This is a genomic window from Isoptericola croceus, from assembly GCF_029382255.1.
GTDB lineage: Bacteria > Actinomycetota > Actinomycetes > Actinomycetales > Cellulomonadaceae > Isoptericola > Isoptericola croceus.
Map to the genome: position 1 here is coordinate 851,974 of NZ_JARLLG010000001.1, position 16,320 is coordinate 868,293.

At 72.7% G+C, this 16,320-nt stretch carries 16 protein-coding genes; 9 read left to right on the forward strand and 7 right to left on the reverse strand.

Going from position 1 to position 16,320, the window contains the following annotated elements; all coding sequences use genetic code 11:
* The first annotated feature begins 170 nt into the window (after window positions 1-170).
* Genes tsaD through PZC42_RS04040 form a run of 3 tightly spaced genes read left to right on the forward strand, consistent with a single transcriptional unit; the run spans window position 171 to window position 2,534 of the window.
* Entirely contained in the window at window positions 171-1,229 is a 1,059-nt protein-coding gene (gene tsaD, locus PZC42_RS04030) for a tRNA (adenosine(37)-N6)-threonylcarbamoyltransferase complex transferase subunit TsaD (protein ID WP_277208671.1), read from the forward strand.
* A 4-nt stretch (window positions 1,230-1,233) separates the two neighbouring features.
* On the forward strand, window positions 1,234-1,833 hold the full coding sequence (locus PZC42_RS04035; RefSeq protein WP_277208672.1) for an SRPBCC family protein: 600 nt from the start codon (window positions 1,234-1,236) through the stop codon (window positions 1,831-1,833).
* Window positions 1,830-2,534: a DUF4166 domain-containing protein gene (locus tag PZC42_RS04040; RefSeq protein ID WP_277208674.1), complete on the forward strand. Its 705-nt coding sequence runs from the start codon at window positions 1,830-1,832 to the stop codon at window positions 2,532-2,534. Before PZC42_RS04035 ends, PZC42_RS04040 begins: the two co-directional genes overlap by 4 nt.
* 22 nt (window positions 2,535-2,556) lie before the next feature.
* On the opposite strand, the gene PZC42_RS04045 is transcribed toward PZC42_RS04040, so the two are convergent.
* Complete coding sequence (locus PZC42_RS04045) at window positions 2,557-3,705, reverse strand: glutamate--cysteine ligase (protein WP_277208676.1); 1,149 nt, start codon at window positions 3,703-3,705, stop codon at window positions 2,557-2,559.
* Window positions 3,706-3,759: 54 nt separating this feature from the next.
* Window positions 3,760-5,028 carry a class I SAM-dependent methyltransferase gene (locus PZC42_RS04050; protein WP_277208678.1) on the reverse strand — a complete coding sequence of 423 codons (1,269 nt, stop codon included), beginning with the start codon at window positions 5,026-5,028 and terminating at the stop codon, window positions 3,760-3,762.
* A gap of 195 nt (window positions 5,029-5,223) precedes the next feature.
* Between PZC42_RS04050 and groES the strand changes: the two genes are divergently transcribed.
* Window positions 5,224-5,520, forward strand: coding sequence for a co-chaperone GroES (gene groES, locus PZC42_RS04055; protein ID WP_277208680.1), 297 nt, complete (start codon window positions 5,224-5,226; stop codon window positions 5,518-5,520).
* A gap of 93 nt (window positions 5,521-5,613) precedes the next feature.
* Here the strand turns inward: groES and PZC42_RS04060 are convergent, their stop codons facing one another.
* Window positions 5,614-5,904 (reverse strand): WhiB family transcriptional regulator, encoded by a 291-nt coding sequence (locus PZC42_RS04060; protein ID WP_277208682.1) that lies wholly within the window; start codon window positions 5,902-5,904, stop codon window positions 5,614-5,616.
* Between the two features lie 200 nt (window positions 5,905-6,104).
* Here PZC42_RS04060 and PZC42_RS04065 point away from each other — a divergent pair, with 200 nt between their 5' ends.
* Together PZC42_RS04065 and guaB are read left to right on the forward strand one after the other, a co-directional pair.
* Window positions 6,105-7,220 carry a MerR family transcriptional regulator gene (locus PZC42_RS04065; protein WP_277208683.1) on the forward strand — a complete coding sequence of 372 codons (1,116 nt, stop codon included), beginning with the start codon at window positions 6,105-6,107 and terminating at the stop codon, window positions 7,218-7,220.
* A gap of 58 nt (window positions 7,221-7,278) precedes the next feature.
* On the forward strand, window positions 7,279-8,796 hold the full coding sequence (gene guaB, locus PZC42_RS04070) for an IMP dehydrogenase (protein ID WP_277208684.1): 1,518 nt from the start codon (window positions 7,279-7,281) through the stop codon (window positions 8,794-8,796).
* Window positions 8,797-8,800: 4 nt separating this feature from the next.
* Here the strand turns inward: guaB and PZC42_RS04075 are convergent, their stop codons facing one another.
* Entirely contained in the window at window positions 8,801-9,523 is a 723-nt protein-coding gene (locus tag PZC42_RS04075; RefSeq protein WP_277208685.1) for an exonuclease domain-containing protein, read from the reverse strand.
* Window positions 9,524-9,610: 87 nt separating this feature from the next.
* Here PZC42_RS04075 and PZC42_RS04080 point away from each other — a divergent pair, with 87 nt between their 5' ends.
* The 3 genes from PZC42_RS04080 to PZC42_RS04090 all read left to right on the forward strand — a co-directional run bounded on the left by PZC42_RS04080 (window position 9,611) and on the right by PZC42_RS04090 (window position 12,870).
* Window positions 9,611-10,735, forward strand: coding sequence for a GuaB3 family IMP dehydrogenase-related protein (locus PZC42_RS04080; protein ID WP_277208686.1), 1,125 nt, complete (start codon window positions 9,611-9,613; stop codon window positions 10,733-10,735).
* Window positions 10,732-11,178, forward strand: a complete 447-nt coding sequence (locus PZC42_RS04085) for a GNAT family acetyltransferase (protein WP_277208687.1) — start codon at window positions 10,732-10,734, stop codon at window positions 11,176-11,178. Before PZC42_RS04080 ends, PZC42_RS04085 begins: the two co-directional genes overlap by 4 nt.
* A gap of 69 nt (window positions 11,179-11,247) precedes the next feature.
* Window positions 11,248-12,870 carry a succinic semialdehyde dehydrogenase gene (locus PZC42_RS04090; protein ID WP_277208688.1) on the forward strand — a complete coding sequence of 541 codons (1,623 nt, stop codon included), beginning with the start codon at window positions 11,248-11,250 and terminating at the stop codon, window positions 12,868-12,870.
* Here the strand turns inward: PZC42_RS04090 and PZC42_RS04095 are convergent, their stop codons facing one another.
* The 3 genes from PZC42_RS04095 to PZC42_RS04105 are packed head-to-tail and all read right to left on the reverse strand — an operon-like array spanning window position 12,871 to window position 16,279.
* Entirely contained in the window at window positions 12,871-13,485 is a 615-nt protein-coding gene (locus PZC42_RS04095; RefSeq protein ID WP_277208689.1) for a SanA/YdcF family protein, read from the reverse strand. It abuts the gene before it with no gap.
* Between the two features lie 11 nt (window positions 13,486-13,496).
* On the reverse strand, window positions 13,497-14,702 hold the full coding sequence (locus tag PZC42_RS04100) for an MFS transporter (RefSeq protein WP_277208690.1): 1,206 nt from the start codon (window positions 14,700-14,702) through the stop codon (window positions 13,497-13,499).
* 47 nt (window positions 14,703-14,749) lie between these two features.
* Window positions 14,750-16,279, reverse strand: coding sequence for an HD domain-containing phosphohydrolase (locus tag PZC42_RS04105; RefSeq protein ID WP_277208691.1), 1,530 nt, complete (start codon window positions 16,277-16,279; stop codon window positions 14,750-14,752).
* Between the last annotated feature and the right edge of the window lie 41 nt (window positions 16,280-16,320).

Consider the following 16,320-nt stretch of genomic DNA (forward strand, 5'->3'; position numbering starts at 1 on the left):
GAGGTGCTCCGTTCGAGGAGGGCCCCGCAGGGCCATTTAGGTTCAGATGAACCTAAGTACGTCGAGGTGTCCGGCCTGTCAGCGCCACGTAACGTTCGTGTTTCCACCTCGCGCCGTCGGGCCGTGGCCCGATACCGAGCTCGTGCGTCCGCGATGCCATCATGGGGGCCATGACTGACCAGACCGGTGGCGAGCCCCTGGTGCTCGGGATCGAGACCTCCTGCGACGAGACGGGCGTCGCGCTGGTACGCGGTGACACGCTGCTCTTCGACGCGGTGGCGAGCTCCATGGACGAGCACGCCCGCTACGGCGGCATCATCCCCGAGGTCGCCAGCCGGGCCCACCTCGAGGCGATGGTGCCGACCATCCGCCGGGCGCTGGGCGAGGCCGACGCCGACCTGTCCGAGGTCGACGCGATCGCCGTCACCGCCGGCCCGGGTCTCGTGGGCCCGCTCACGATCGGCGCGAGCGCGGCCAAGGCGCTGTCGATCGGGCTGGGCAAGCCGCTCTACGGCGTCAACCACGTCATCGGTCACGCCGCGGTCAACCAGCTCGTGGACGGCCCCTTCACCGAACGGGCGATGGCGCTCGTCGTCTCCGGCGGTCACAGCTCGCTGCTGCTCGTCGACGACATCGCCACGGACGTCACCGAGCTTGGTTCGACCCTCGACGACGCCGCGGGGGAGGCCTTCGACAAGGTCGGGCGCCTGCTCGGCCTGCCCTACCCGGGTGGCCCGCACATCGACCGGCTCGCGCGCGAGGGGGATCCCGAGGCGATCCGGTTCCCGCGCGGGCTGACCGCCCGCAAGGACCAGGCGAAGCACGCCTACGACTTCAGCTTCTCCGGGCTCAAGACGGCGGTGGCCCGGTGGGTCGAGACCTGCCAGGACGCCGGGCGCGAGGTGCCCGTGGCCGACGTCGCCGCCTCCTTCGCGGCCGCGGTCGTCGACGTGCTCACGGCCAAGACCATCGCCGCCTGCCGGGCCCACGACGTCGACACCCTCGTCATCGGCGGTGGCTTCTCCGCGAACTCCCAGCTGCGGGACATGGCCGCCGAGCGGTGTGCCGCCGCGGGCATCGACCTGCGCATCCCCCCGATCCGCTACTGCACGGACAACGGGGCGATGATCGCCGCGCTCGGCTCCGCCGTCGTGCGGGCCGGTGTGGCGCCGTCGGACCTGGACATCGGGGTCGACTCCTCGATGCCGCTGACGGCCATCACGGTCTGAGCACATGCGGGCGCTGTACGTGGAGGTCGTCGTCCGCACGACGCTGGACCGGCTCTGGGCACTGACCCAGGACCCCGAGCAGCACGTGCGCTGGGACCTCCGGTTCAGCCGGATCGTGCCCACCGGCGAGCTTCCCGGTGGAGGCACCCGGTTCAGGTACGAACGCGCGATCGGTCCCCGCACGATCCGCGGCACCGGCACGTCCCTGGGCGAACGGCACGCCCCCGACGGCACGTGCACGTCCGCGTTGCGCTTCGACACCGACGACCGCACGTCACCCCTGCGCGACGGGCGCGGGTACTGGCGGTACACCCCGGTCGACGGCGGGGTCCGCTTCGTGACCGGCTACGACTACACGCCGGGGTTCGGCCGCGCGGCCGACCGGTTGCTGCGTCCGGTCGTGCTGTGGATGACGGCGTGGAGCTTCGACCGGCTGCGGATCTGGGCCGAGACCGGTACCCCGCCCGAACGGTGGCCGCTCGTCTCCGTGCTGGCGTTCTGGCGTCGGAGCCGGCCTCGGGCCTCACACTGCGTGACCCGGCGCCCGGGCCGTGACCCGATGCGTGACGCCCCGGGCTCCCTCGACACCCTGGAGGCCCCGTGATCGACGTGCCGTCCGAGACCGGCGAGAGCATCTTCCGGAGGGCGCTGGGTGCGGACTTCGACCGGTTGCACCCTCAGCTCCAGCGCCGCTTCGGGGTGTCGACCGACGGCGGGTACGCCTGCGTGGGCCGGGGAGTCATGCGTCGGGTCCGCCGGGGTCCGTGGTGGACGGTGCCGTTCCTGCAGATCGGCCGGCTGCGCAACATCCTCGTCGCGGACGTGGGCGAGGACGTGCCCTTCACCGTCGAGAACTACCCCTACCGGGATCCGCTGGGGCGGGAGACGGTCACGTTCGTCCGGGAGTACCGCGTCCCGGGGCGGCGGCGCCCGAGCCGGTTCGACGCGACGATGGTCCTGGACGCGGGCCGCGGCACGGTCGTCGACTACCTCGGTACGCACCAGCACCTCGCCGTCGACCTGGACCTGCGGGTCGAGCCGGACGGGTCGCTGCTCCTGCGGTCCGGCGCCCAGCGCTTCTACGAGGGGCCGTTCGGCTTCCGCTTCCCGATGCTGTTCTCCGGGCGGGCGACGCTGCGTGAGCGCTATGACGACGAGGCCGGGGTGTTCCGGATCGACCTCGAGGTCCGCAACCGGCTGTTCGGCTTCCTCTTCGGGTACGACGGCACCTTCACCTGCGAGTACCCGGAGGCGACGACGGCGCCCGACCGGCTCCGGCCCGTCCGGCACGAGCGGCGGCTCTGAGGCGGGGACGCGGGACGACGGCTCAGCGAACGGGCAGGGGCCGGCCGGCCCGCAGCTCGGCCACCAGGGCCCGCACCACGGCCTCGAGTCCGGGCTGTCCACCGCCGTGCGCGGCGGCGACGGCCCGCTGGCGCTGGTAGGAGGCCCCCGCCCGCAAGATCTCGTGGACGCCGTCGAGCTCGGTGGCGCAGCCCAGTCGTTCCGCGACGGGGGCGAGCTCGTCCAGCAGGCGCGGCAGGGCGTCGGTGATCAGCTCCTCGTTGCCCTCGGCGTCCAGGATGATGATCGCGTCCATGCCGTACCGGGCGGCCCGCCACTTGTTCTCGTGCACGAACCAGCGTGGCATGGTTGGCAGCGGGCGGCCCTCGTCGAGCAACGTGGAGAAGTGCTCCACGAGGCAGTGGACGAGTGCGCCCAGCGCCGCCAGCTCCAGCACGTTGGACGTGCCGTCGCAGATCCTGACCTCGATCGTGCCGAAGTGGGGCGCGGGGCGTACGTCCCAGCGCACCTCGGTGAAGTCGTCGATGACGCCGGTCTTGAGCATGTCGTCGACGTACTGCTCGAGCTGGCTCCACTCGGCGAACTGGTAGGGCAGGCCCGCGGTGGGCAGCTGCTGGAAGATGAGTGCCCGCATCGAGGCGTATCCGGTGTCGTCGGCGCCCCAGTAGGGCGACGACGCCGAGAGCGCCTGGAGGTGCGCGACGTAGACCAGCAGGGACCGCACGATCGGCAGCACCTTGGCGCGGTCCTCGATCCCGACGTGCACGTGCACGCCGTAGACGACCTGCTGGCGACCCCACACCTGGGTGCGGTCGACGACGGTGGCGTACCGCTGCTTGTCGGTGACCTGCTGCTGGGACCAGTGCGCGAACGGGTGGGTGCCGGCGCCCATGATCTCGGCGCGCATCGGGGTGATGACGTCCTGGATGACCGCGATGCCGGCCTCGAGGTCGGTGATGGCCTGACCGACGGTGTCGCACACGTCGGAGACGACCTCCAGGGTGTTGCGGAGGAACTCGGGCTTCACGTGGCGTGCCCGGGCGTCCGGACCGAGCGCCTCCATCACGGCGGGGGCGACCTGCCGCAGGTTGCCGGAGTCGGCGTCGACGAGCGCGAGCTCCCACTCGAGGCCGACGCTCGAGCGACGGGACGGCGCAAAGTCCAGCGTCATGAGGTCATGCTTCCACGCCGCGATGCGGCGTGCGAACCTCAGTGCCTGCGCGTCTCAGCGCGCCAGGGGTTCGACGACGAGCACGTGCTGGCGTCCGGCCACCCGGGTGAGGACGAGGGTGGCCGCCGCGTCCCCCTTGAGCGCGAGCTGCGAGCGCAGCTGCTCGGGCGTGACAGCCGTCCCGCGCTTCTTCACCGTGAGCCGCCCGACGCCCCGCTCGCGCAGGTAGGCCTTGAGCCTCTTGAGACCGAACGGCATGACGTCCAGCACCCGGTACCCGGTGGCGAGCGCCGCGGTGCCCGACGGCGGCACGGGAGCGGGGGAGTCCGTGGTGACGTAGGCGATGGTGCGGTCCACGAGCCGGCCGCCGAGCTCGGCGGCCGCGTGGGCGACCAGCCCGGCGCGGACGACGGCGCCGTCGGGCTCGTAGAGGTAGCTGCCGACCGCCCCCACGTCGGGGACGAGGTCGGCGTCGTCCGGTCCCGTCCGCAGGGTGCGTGACACGGTGCCGGACCGGTCGGTGCCCTCGGACGAGCTGCCGTCGGGCACCGCGCGGACGTCGGAGCGCAGGACGTGCGCGGAACGGCCGGGGCCCTCCGGGGCGAGCGGGCCGAACCAGAGTCCTGCCTCGACGACGTCGCCGTCGACGGAGACCCACTGCGTCTCGGCGTCGGCCGGCAGGCCGTGGTGCGGGATCCCGGGGCCTACTTTGATGCCGAGCGCGGGCACCCGGTCCCGCAGGTCCCACACGGCGTCGAGCGGTGGCGCGTAGGCGGCCGGGTCGAAGATGCGCCGCCCACCCCGGGTGCGGCGCGCGGGGTCGGCGTACACGCCGTCGACCCCCTCGGTGGCGAGGTCGAGGGTCAGCCCGTCGGCGTGCCGGACCTCCGCCTCGGGGAAGGCCCGCAGGTTGACGGTCGCCAGGGCGGCGGTGACCTCGTCGACGTCGGTGGCCAGGACGTCCAGTCCGACCCCGGCGAAGGCCAGGGCGTCCGCGCCGACGCCGCAGGTGAGGTCGGCGACCTTGGTGACTCCCGCGGCGAGGTAGCGGCGGGCGTGCAGGGCGGCGACGAGGAGGCGGGTGGCCTGCTCGAGGCCGTCGGGGGTGAGGAGCATCCCGTCGGCGAACGCCCCGAGCTTGGCCCGGGCTCGGGCGCGCAGCCGCGACTGGGTGAGTGCGGCAGCGGCGAGGTCGGGATCGACGCCCTCGGAGCGCAGCCGGGTGGCCAGCGCCATCGCCTGCTGCTCGTCGTACGGCGGGAGGGCGTTGAGCAGCGCCCAGCCCTCGGGGCTGAGCAGCTTGGTGAGCGAGGCCACGTCCATCAGGCCATCGTCTCAGGTGGCGGGCAGGCGGTGCGCCGATGACGCCTGCAGAGGAATCCTGGCACTCGACTTGTCAGAGTGCTAACGGCTGCCTAGATTTGGTCCCAGCGCTCACGCTGAGCCGGCACCCGCGACGACGGCCAGCGACAGGGCGCGTCCCAGTCCAGCTAGTCATCGCGAACAAGGAGGTCCGACGTGTCGGTCCCCATCAAGCCGCTCGAGGACCGGATCGTCGTCAAGGCCATCGAGGCCGAGACCACGACCGCTTCCGGCCTGGTCATCCCGGACACCGCCAAGGAGAAGCCCCAGGAGGGCGAGGTCCTGGCGGTCGGCGACGGCCGTTTCGACGACCAGGGCAACCGTGTCCCGGTCGACGTCAAGGTCGGCGACAAGGTCATCTACAGCAAGTACGGCGGCACCGAGGTCAAGTACGCGGGCGAGGAGTACCTGGTGCTCTCGGCGCGCGACATCCTCGCCGTCGTCGTCAGCTGACGACCAAGGCCTGACCGTCGGCTGAGCCGACGGATCCAGCAGGGGCCCCGCACCAGCACTGGTGCGGGGCCCTTGCTGCGTCTTTGTGCCGACTCAGCCGACCTGGCGCTCGCGGCCGGCGAGCGCGGCGCTGCGCTCGTCCTCGCTGAGCCCGCCCCAGACGCCGTACGGCTCGCGGACGCGCAGCGACTGCTCGCGGCACTGCATCATCACCGGGCACGAGTGGCAGATCGCCTTCGCCGCCTCGGCTCGTCGTCGCCGGGTTGAACCACGTTCGCCCTCGGGGTGGAAGAACAGGGTGTCGTCCGCGTCGCGGCACGAACCCTGGTACTGCCACTCCCACAGCTCCATGACCGGCCCAGGCAGTCTCGAGATTTCCGTCATGCCGAACAACCTACAAGTTGTGCAGAAGTTGTTCAAGGGGTTGGCACAAGTTGGGCGTAGCGAATGTTCGCCAGGCCTTTGACCAGGTCATGAACCGCTTTCTCGGAGCGATGACCTGCTTTGCTCGGGGATCCTGCCTCGGTTCGTGACGCGCCGGAGGTCGCAGTGGCGGACGCGCGAAGCCCTGGCAGAATCGACGCATGACCTCCTCGCGACCGGCCCAGGACTCGGGCGGGTCACGCCCGTCCGGCCCCGGGCTCGCCGTCGCGGCCGTCGCCCGGCGTCTCGGAGTCGCCCCGGCGACGCTGCGCACCTGGGACCGGAGGTACGGCCTCGGTCCTTCCGGCCGCACGGCGGGCTCGCACCGGCGCTACACCCCGGACGACGTCGCCCGCCTGCTCGTCATGCGGCGGCTGACGCTCGAGGGCGTCGCGCCCGTCGACGCCGCCCAGGCAGCGCTGGAGGCCGATGTCGAAGAGCTGGACCGTGCCCAGAAGTCCGGGCCGCCGGCGCCGGCGGAATCCTCCGAGCCCGAGTCCGGATCCTCGTCGACGGCGGACGACAACGCCGCGCGCCCCGGGCGCGCGCACCTGCGTGCCCTGCCCGGCGGGGGGCAGGGCGGGCACAGCGCCGCTCCCGGGAGCAGCAGCGCGGGCCAGAACGCCTCCGGCAAGGTCTCCGCGGTCGTCGACGCGGCACTCGCCTATGACCAGAGCCGGTGCGACGACCTGCTGCGCATCCCCGCGCACGGCGATCCTGCGCTCTGGTGGGCCCACCTCCTCGAGCCGGCCTGGAACCGGGTCGCGGAGCGCACCGTCCTCGCCGGTCCCGGCGCTGTCCCCGAGGTCGTGCTCGCCACCGCCGCGCTGCACGCGCTGCGCTCCTTCACGGAGGCGTTCGAGCAGGCCGTGGTGCAGAACGGCGGGCCACCGGCCAACCACCCGAGCCGGATGCGCAACATCGTGCTCATCTTCGCGGCGCCGGACGAGGTCGTGCCGCTCTCCGCTCACGCACTGGCCGCCGCCCTGACGGCCAAGGGCAAGACGGCGAGGATCGTCACCGGGCCGGCGAGCACCCGGCGCTCGCTTGAGCTCGTCACCATGGTGCGGCCCGCGGCCCTGGTGCTGGCGACGACGCAGCGGCGACCGGACCTCGACGTCGTCCACGCCGTGCACGAAGGGTTTCCCGACCTGCCGATCTTCGTCGGGCTGCGCCGTGACGACGCCGCGACCGAGATCCCGCTCGCTGCCCAGGTGCAGCGCGTGCGGTCCTTCACCGGTCTCCTGCACGAGGTCCTGGCGGTCGTCTCCTCCTGAGCGGCCGGGTGACGGACGGCACCACCGGAGGTCGTGCCGCGCGCCGTAGACTCGGGACATGACGGAGACGACCTCGCCCGCGCACGACCCGTTCGGATTCCTCGGCCTGACCTACGACGACGTCCTGCTGCTGCCGGGGTACTCGGACCTCGCGCCCGCGGACATCGACACCACGTCCCGGCTGACGCGGGAGATCTCCTTGAAGGTCCCGCTGGTCTCGGCCGCGATGGACACCGTCACCGAGTCCCGGATGGCGATCGCGATGGCCCGTCAGGGCGGCCTCGGCGTCCTGCACCGCAACCTGTCGATCCAGGACCAGGCCTACCAGGTCGACCTCGTCAAGCGGACTCAGACGGGCATCATCTCGAACCCGGTCACCATCGGCCCGGACGCCACGCTCGAGCAGCTCGACCAGCGTGCCGGCCAGTACCGGGTCTCCGGGTTCCCCGTCCTCGACGACGCCGGCAAGCTCGTCGGCATCGTCACCAACCGCGACCTGCGGTTCACCCCCGTGGCCGAGTGGGCCACGACCACCGTGGCCGACGTCATGACCCCGCAGCCGCTCATCACCGGCCGCGACGGGATCTCGCGCGAGGACGCCACCGCGCTCCTGCGCAAGCACAAGCTCGAGCGCCTGCCCCTGGTCGACGACGAGGGTCACCTGGCCGGGCTCATCACCGTCAAGGACTTCGTGAAGTCCGAGCAGTTCCCGGACGCGTCGAAGGACGCGCAGGGGCGCCTCCTGGTCGGTGCTGCCATCGGCTACTTCGGCGACGCCTGGGAGCGGGCGACCACGCTCATCGACGCCGGTGTCGACGTGCTCGTCGCGGACACCGCGCACGGCAACGTGCGGATGCTGATCGACATGGTCCGTCGGCTCAAGTCCGACCCCGCCACCCGCGACGTGCAGGTCATCGGCGGCAACGTCGCGACCAAGCAGGGCGCGCAGTCGTTCGTCGAGGCAGGCGCGGACGGGATCAAGGTCGGCGTCGGGCCGGGCTCCATCTGCACCACACGGGTCGTCACCGGCGTCGGGGTCCCGCAGATCACCGCTGTGCACGAGGCGTCGCTGGCCGCGCGCGAGGCCGGGGTCCCGGTCATCGCCGACGGCGGCATGCGACACTCCGGCGAGATCGGCAAGGCCATCGTGGCCGGTGCGGAGGCGGTGATGCTCGGCTCGATGCTCGCGGGCACCGAGGAGGCGCCGGGCGACCAGATCCTCGTCAACGGCAAGCAGTTCAAGGCCTACCGTGGCATGGGTTCGATGGGGGCCATGTCCTCGCGGGGCAAGAAGTCCTACTCCAAGGACCGCTACTTCCAGGCTGAGGTCGCCAGCGACGACATGATCGTGCCGGAGGGGGTCGAGGGGCAGGTTCCCTACAAGGGGACCCTCGCCACCGTGGCGCACCAGCTCGTGGGGGGCCTCCACCAGACGATGTTCTACGTGGGCGCCCGCACCGTGCCGGAGCTGCAGGCCAACGGCCGGTTCGTGCGGATCACGTCGGCCTCCCTGAAGGAGTCTCACCCGCACGACATCGTGATGACCGTCGAGGCGCCCAACTACACGGTGTCCTGAGGGTTCAACCCGCCACGGGAGGTTCGACCGGCCAGGCCGTCGAGGCTCCCGGGCCCGGGAGGCCCTTGGTGCGGCGCCACGCGTTGAAGCTCGTCGCCCAGCGGCGGTGGGCGTCCCGCTGCGCCGAGTGCAGGGCGTCCAGGGCGACCGCCCGCAGCTCCGGGTAGCGGTGCAGCTGGGCGTCGAGGACGTCGAGAGTCGCCAGGACGTCGACGTCGGCACTGTGCAGCTCGCCCTCACCGACGATCCCGTACAGCTCGACGAGGTCGCCGAGGCGCCGCTTGCCCTGCCGGTAGCGGTCCTGCCACCGGTCGATGACGAGCGGGTCCAGGACCGGGGACACGGGGCGCCCGAGCCGGTCGGGCAGGGTGGGGAGCCCGTGGCGTACCAGCTCGGCGTCCAGCAGCGTGAGGTCGAACGCGGCGTTGTACGCCACGACCGGGACCCCGGCACGGGTGTGCTCGGCCAGCACCGCCGCGATCTCGGCCAGCGCCTGCCCGGGCGGCACGCCGTGGGCACGGGCGTGCTCCGTCGTCACCCCGTGGATGGCCGCGGCCTCCGCGGGGATCTCCACGCCGGGGTCGATCAACCAGGTGCGCACGTCGGTGGTGGTCGCGGTGCGCAGCACGACCGCCGCGGTCACGATGCGGTCTGACCGCACGTCCACCCCGGTGGTCTCCGTGTCGAATCCGAGCAGCGGGCCACCGGTCCAGGTGGTGTCGTCCATCGGGGTTCCTTCCTCACGTCCTTGCTGCGGACGATGCCACCAGCCACCGACAGCCGGTCCGGCCGTCGCGGCCGGTAGGCTTGCGGGGTGAGCAACGAGATCGAGATCGGACGTGGCAAGCGCGGTCGCCGCGCGTACTCCTTCGACGACATCGCGGTGGTGCCCTCGCGCCGGACCCGCGACCCGGAGGACGTCTCCACGGACTGGCAGATCGACGCCTACCACTTCGACCTGCCGATCCTGGCCGCACCGATGGACTCGGTCATGAGCCCGGACACCGCGGTCGCGCTCGGGAACCACGGTGGTCTCGGTGTGCTGGACCTCGAGGGCCTGTGGACCCGGTACGAGTCCCCGGAGCCCCTCCTCGCCGAGATCCACGATCTGCCCGCCGACCAGGCGACGCGTCGCATGCAGGAGATCTACGCCGAGCCGATCAAGCCCGAGCTCATCACCCAGCGGCTCAAGGAGATCCGTGCGGCCGGCGTCACGGTCGCCGGCGCGCTGTCCCCGCAGCGCACGCAGGAGCACTACCAGACGGTCGTCGACGCCGGCGTCGACCTCTTCGTCATCCGCGGCACGACGGTCTCGGCCGAGCACGTCTCGGGCAACGCGGAGCCGCTCAACCTCAAGCGGTTCATCTACGAGCTCGACGTGCCCGTCGTGGTCGGCGGCGCCTCGACCTACACCGCGGCCCTGCACCTGATGCGCACCGGTGCCGCGGGCGTGCTCGTCGGCTTCGGCGGCGGGGCGGCCCACACCACCCGCGTCAGCCTCGGCATCCACGCCCCGATGGCCACCGCCGTGTCCGACGTCGCCGCCGCCCGCCGGGACTACCTCGACGAGTCCGGCGGCCGGTACGTGCACGTCATCGCCGACGGCGGGGTCGGCCACTCGGGCGACATCGTCAAGGCGGTGGCCTGCGGCGCCGACGCCGTCATGCTCGGCGCCGCCCTCGCCCGGGCGTCCGAGGCCCCTGGTCAGGGCTGGCACTGGGGTCCCGAGGCCCACCACTCGCAGCTTCCGCGCGGCGAGCGGGTCTCCGTGGGCACCGGCGGCACCCTCGAGGAGATCCTCTTCGGGCCGGGCCGCCAGGCGGACGGGACCACGAACCTGGTCGGCGCCCTGCGCCGGGCGATGGCCACGACCGGCTACTCCGACCTCAAGGAGTTCCAGCGGGTCGAGGTCGTCATGTCGCCCTACCAGCCGCGGTGACCGCTCCTGACCTGCAGCAGACGGTCCTGCGGGAGATCACGGACGACGACGTGGCGCAGGTCGTCGCGCTGTGGCGCGAGTGCGACCTGACACGGCCGTGGAACGATCCCTACCGCGACATCGCCGACGCGCGGCGCAACCCGACGTCGACGGTGCTCGTCGCTCGCGACGCGGCCTCCGCCGTCGTCGGCTCGGTCATGGCCGGGTACGAGGGGCACCGCGGGTGGCTCTACTACGTGGCCGTCGCGCCCGGGCTGCAGGGCACGGGCCTGGGGCGACGGCTCGTCGAGGCCGCCGAGGAGTGGCTGCGGGATGCCGGGGCAAGCAAGGTCATGCTCATGGTGCGCACGACGAACGAGCACGTTCGTGACTTCTACGGGCGGTTGGGCTACTCCGTCCAGGACGTCGCCGTCCTCGGTCGATGGATGGACGGGTCGCGCTGAGAGCGAACGACACGGACATCTGACGCATCGTTCACCAGGCCGTCACCCGCGCCGCATAGAGTGTCGCCCATGGCAACCGCGCACGAGAGCGACGGCGCTCTGGGCGATCTCATCGATCCCGAGCTGCCCTCGTCCACCTACGTCCTCGAGCCCGAGGTCGTGTCCCCGCTGGTCAGGAGGATCATCACCTCCCACGACGCCGGCACCCACCGCAGCACGTTGCCGTTCACGGGCGCGCCGCTCGCCGCGGTGCCGCTCTCGAGCCCCGACGACGTCGCCCACGCCGTCGAGCGTGCCCGCACGGCGCAGCACGACTGGGCCGCGACGCCGCTCGCGGACCGCGCCCGGGTGCTGGACCGGCTCGGATCCCTGGTGCTCGACCGGCAGTCGGAGATCCTCGACCTCATCCAGATGGAGTCCGGCAAGTCGCGGCGCAGCGCCTTCGAGGAGGTCGCCGACATCGCGCAGACCTGCCGCCACTACGTGGTGCGCGGGTCGCGCTACCTCGCCGACCGCCGCGTGCCGGGCGCGCTGTCCGTCCTGACGGGCGCTCGGGTGCACCGGCGTCCGGTCGGCGTCGTGGGCGTCATCGCCCCCTGGAACTACCCCCTCACGCTCGCCCTGGCGGAGGCGATCCCCGCGCTGCTGGCGGGCAACGCCGTCGTGCTCAAGCCTGACCCGCAGACCACCCTCTCGGCGCTGTGGGCCGCGGAGCTCCTCGCCGAGGCCGGGCTGCCCGACGACCTGCTCGCCGTCGTCGCCGGCGGCGGTGAGGTCGGGTCCGCGCTCGTGGACCACGTCGACCACATCGCGTTCACCGGCTCCACCGCGACGGGCCGCAAGGTCGCGGCGCGGGCGGGGGAGCGGCTCATCGGCGCCACCCTCGAGCTGGGCGGCAAGAACCCGCTCTACGTGGCTGCCGACGCGGACCTCGAGGCCACCGTGCCTGGTGTGGTGCGGGCATGCTTCTCCAACGCCGGGCAGCTCTGCATGTCGATCGAGCGCCTCGTGCTGCACGAGCGCATCGCCGACGAGTTCCTGGAGCGGTTCGTCCCCGCGGTGCGCGGGCTCGCGCTCGGCGCAGGCCTCGACTACACGGCCGACGTCGGGTCGCTGGTCTCCGGCGCCCAGCTCGAGAAGGTCGTCGCCCACGTCGACGACGCCCTGGCCCTTGGCGCGCGGGCGCTCGCCGGCGGTGTGCACCGCTCCGACGTCGGCCCGTACTTCTACGCGCCCACCGTGCTCGACGACGTCCCCGAGCACGCCGTCTGCCTGCGCGAGGAGACGTTCGGCCCGGTCGTGTCCGTCTCGCGGGTCGCCAGCGACGACGAGGCCGTGCGTGTCATGAACGACAGCGAGTTCGGGCTCAACGCGTCCGTCTGGTCGCGGGACGTGGCACGGGCCCGGGGCATCGCGGCGCGGGTCCAGGCGGGCACGGTCGTGATCAACGACGGCTACTCGCAGGCCTGGGGGTCCGCGGCGGCACCGATGGGTGGCATGAAGGCCTCCGGTCTGGGGCGCCGGCACGGACGCGAGGCCGTCGAGGCGGTCACCGAGACGCAGAGCGTCGTGGCCCAGCGCGGGCTGAGCGCAGGCTTCTCCCTGGACACTCTCTATGCCCTCGGTGGGGACGTGCCGAGCAAGGCTCTCACCGAGGCGATGCGGGTCATGCGGCGGCTGCGCCTGCCCTGATCAGAGCACCTCGCGCGCTGCCGCCCGCCACGAGGCGGGGATCTCCCGGAACCGCCACCACGCGGCCTGCACCGGTGTGACGCTCGCGGCGGAGACGCCGAGCCCGCTGGGTCGGATCCCCGCCCGGTCGCAGGAGAACAGGGCGCGGCGCAGGTGGTAGTCCTGCGTGACGACGACGGCGGTGCGCACCCCGTACTCCTCCCGCGCCCGGCGGCAGGTCGCCGTCGTGTCGAACCCCTCGCGGTCCAGGACGAGCACGTCGGCGGGCACTCCGCGGTCGAGGATCCAGTCCCGCATCGCGGCCGGCTCGTCGTAGGGCGTGCCGTCGGCGCGGTCCGCCCCGTCGCCGGAGAGGATCACGCGCGTCGCGGCGCCGGCGGCCCACAGCTCCGCGGCGGCCTCGACCCTGCGGCGCAGGTAGGTCGACGGCGTGCCGTCGGGGCGCAGCCCGGCACCGAGCACCACGATCGCGTCGACCGGTGTGCCGGCCGCCTCCTCCACGGAGGCGCGGACCCGGCTGTGCCCGGTGCCCTGGACCCAGGCGACCGGCACGACGAGGGCCAGGAGGAGTGCGGCAGCACCGAAGCCGAGCAGGCGGCGCGAGGGTCGGGTCACGAGGTCGAACGCTACTGGGCGGCACGCAGCCCGGCGAACCCGGCGCGGCGATGCAGGATCGCCGTCCACCCCGCCCCCACGAGAGCCACGGCAGCCGCGACGACGAAGGCCGTCGGGATGCCGGCCGCCCCGGCGACCAGCCCGAGCATGATCGGTCCGCCTCCGAGGCCGAGGTCGAGGGCGATCGATGCCGTCGCCGACGCCGCGCCGCGCTCGGACGGCCGGGCCGTCGCGAACACCGCTGCGAAGAAGGCCGGTGTGCTGAACGTGACGCCGAGCGCCAGGACGACCGCGCCGAGGACGAGTCCGACTGTCGTGGGGATCGCGGCCATCACCACCAGTCCGGCCGCGATCAGGCACAGCGCAGCCGCGCCGAGCGCGAGCGGCGGGAACCTGTCGGGAATCCGGGCGAAGGCGATCCGGCACACCACGACGACCGCGCCGTAGGCGGCCAGCGGCACGCCGGTCGCGACCATCCGAAGATCTGCTGCGTGCAGCGCGGCGAACGCCAGGAACCCTCCCATGGCGACGATCGAGGCCAGCAGGCCCAGGGTCGGGGCGATGGCCCCGCGATGGATCAGCGCGGAGGGCTCCGCGTCGGCTGCTGCGGGGTCGCGCGTCTCGCCGATGGTGAGTACGACCGCTGCGGCGACCAGCGCCAGGACGGCGGCGCCGTACCAGGCCCCGGTGAATCCCCAGACGGCGATGAGCAGGCCGCCGAGCAAGGGCCCGCCCGTGATGCCCAGGTAGAGGCCCAGCGAGTTGTAGCTGAGCGCCTCGCCCAACCTCTTTGGGGGAGCGATGTCGACCAGGGCGGCGAACCCGGCGACGAAGAAGGCTGCCTCACCGACGCCGGCCAGGAGCCTGATGCCCACCACCAGGGCCAACGACTCGACGTGCGCGGTCGCGACCATGCCGACCGCGCACAGCAGCGCTCCGCAGAGCAGGAGCGGCCGACGTCCGATCGTGTCGGCGAGGCGCCCGGCCAGGGGCCGCAGGATCAGTGCGGTGATCGCGAAGGCGCCGAACGCGAGTCCTGCCCCGGCGGTGCCCGCGCCGACCGGTCCGGTGACGTAGAGCGGCAGAGCCAGGATCGACACGCCGACGGCGGTGAAGTAGGCGAGATCCGCGACCGCCAGACCGACGAAGGCCGGGGTCAGCAGGCGTTCCCGGGCCGGTGCGGAGCCTGTCGAGGAGAGCGGGGTCGATGTGGTCATACCGCCAGGTTCGTCGCCGGGCGGCCAGCAGGGATGGGTAGACCTACCTATCTTCGTGTCAGCAGGCCGTGCTCCATCGCGTACAGGGCGGCGGCAGCACGGGTGGACGCGCCGATCTTGAGGTAGACGTCCTGCACGTGGTGCTCAGCGGTCCGCCGCGCGATCACGAGGGTGTCGGCGATCTGCTGGTTGGAGAACCCGCCCGCGACCAGCCGGAGGACCTCGACCTGGCGGTCCGTGAGTCCGTCCGGATGCCCCGGGCGGACGTGCGCCCGATGGCCGGCGGCATCGAGCACGGCCTCGACCGCCTCGCCGTCGAGCCGTCCGGCGCGCGCGGAGTCCCGCAGGTGGTTCGCAGCCTCCTGGGAGGTGGACCGTCCCCTGCCCGGCCGGTCCTCGAGGAGCGTGCAGTAGGCGTCTGCCGCTGCGAGGACGCGGGAGGGCAGGGCGATCCGGTCACCGGTGAGCCCACGGTGGTACCCGCTCCCGTCGCAGCACTCGTGGTGCTGACCGGCGAGCAGGGCCACGTCGGCCAGCTCGGGGATGCGGGCGAGGATGCGTTCGGAGTGGTAGGGGTGCAGCCGGGTCTGGTCGCGCTCCGTGGTGCTCAGAGATTCGGCCTTCGACCAGAGGCGGCTCGGGACGGCGACCCGGCCGATGTCGTGCAGATGGCCTGCGATGCGTACCGTCCGCACGGCCGCGCCGAGCCCGAGCCGTGCGGCGGCCGCGGCCCCGAGGCCGGCGACCGTCGTCGAGTGGCTCTGCAGGCAGGGTGCCTTCAGGTCGACGAGGTCGCCGAACGTGCGCGCCACCGCTTCCAGCTCCGAGTGGTCCACCCGTCGCACCGGGTCGGGTTCGCCGTCGAGGACCGCTTCGAAGGGATCGACGTCGGCGATGCCGTCGAGCAGGTCGTCGGCGTGCGTGAGGAACGAGCCGGCGATATCCGGGTCCAGGTGGGTGCCTGCACGGCGCCGGACCTCCGCGAGCGCGAGCCCTGGACCGGCGGAGAGGAGGAACAGCACAGCGACGGAGGCGACGTGCATCACTCGGGTGGGCAGCGGTATCTCGGGGCCGGAGAGCGGTGGGTGCCCGCTGCCGTTCCACATCGAGGTGGTGGTGGCGAGGCACTCCTGGACGGGTGCTGCCAGCCCCAGCCGACGAGATGCCTCCCGGGCCACCTCGCAGGTCGCGACGGGCGCCTCGGCGTCGACCGACCGGAGGTGGCGGGCCGTCGCCGCCATCGCGCTGAGCCGGGACCGTCCGGTCGCGGCGGCCAGGCCGGGGACCCAGACCCGGAAGAAGTCGCGCGGATCCGACTCGTCCATGCGCAGGGCGAGCCGGGTGACGGCGATGTCGTCTCCCAGCCCCTGGGAGAGCTCGTGTGCGTACGCGGTGCAGCCGAGGTGCTGGAGCAGCGAGGCGTAGAGGACCTCGCGCACCGTGTCGTCGTCACAGCCGATCGTCCGGGCCAGTCGGGTCGCGACCACGCACCGGCGCAGGGACTCGTCGGTCGCTGAGCCGGTGCCGAGGTCGGTGACCGCGGCGAGCCCTCCGAGCAGGCTGAGCAGACGGAACACATGACCACAGTGGCACCGTCGCCGGGCGGGCGCCATCCTCG

Bases quoted from the DNA above. Each gene is read 5' to 3' on its own strand.
- tsaD (WP_277208671.1), top strand. From the start codon at position 171: ATGACTGACCAGACCGGTGGCGAGCCCCTGGTGCTCGGGATCGAGACC.
- PZC42_RS04035 (WP_277208672.1), top strand. From the start codon at position 1,234: ATGCGGGCGCTGTACGTGGAGGTCGTCGTCCGCACGACGCTGGACCGG.
- PZC42_RS04045 (WP_277208676.1), bottom strand. From the start codon at position 3,705: ATGACGCTGGACTTTGCGCCGTCCCGTCGCTCGAGCGTCGGCCTCGAG.
- PZC42_RS04050 (WP_277208678.1), bottom strand. From the start codon at position 5,028: ATGGACGTGGCCTCGCTCACCAAGCTGCTCAGCCCCGAGGGCTGGGCG.
- PZC42_RS04060 (WP_277208682.1), bottom strand. From the start codon at position 5,904: ATGACGGAAATCTCGAGACTGCCTGGGCCGGTCATGGAGCTGTGGGAG.
- PZC42_RS04065 (WP_277208683.1), top strand. From the start codon at position 6,105: ATGACCTCCTCGCGACCGGCCCAGGACTCGGGCGGGTCACGCCCGTCC.
- guaB (WP_277208684.1), top strand. From the start codon at position 7,279: ATGACGGAGACGACCTCGCCCGCGCACGACCCGTTCGGATTCCTCGGC.
- PZC42_RS04075 (WP_277208685.1), bottom strand. From the start codon at position 9,523: ATGGACGACACCACCTGGACCGGTGGCCCGCTGCTCGGATTCGACACG.
- PZC42_RS04090 (WP_277208688.1), top strand. From the start codon at position 11,248: ATGGCAACCGCGCACGAGAGCGACGGCGCTCTGGGCGATCTCATCGAT.
- PZC42_RS04100 (WP_277208690.1), bottom strand. From the start codon at position 14,702: ATGACCACATCGACCCCGCTCTCCTCGACAGGCTCCGCACCGGCCCGG.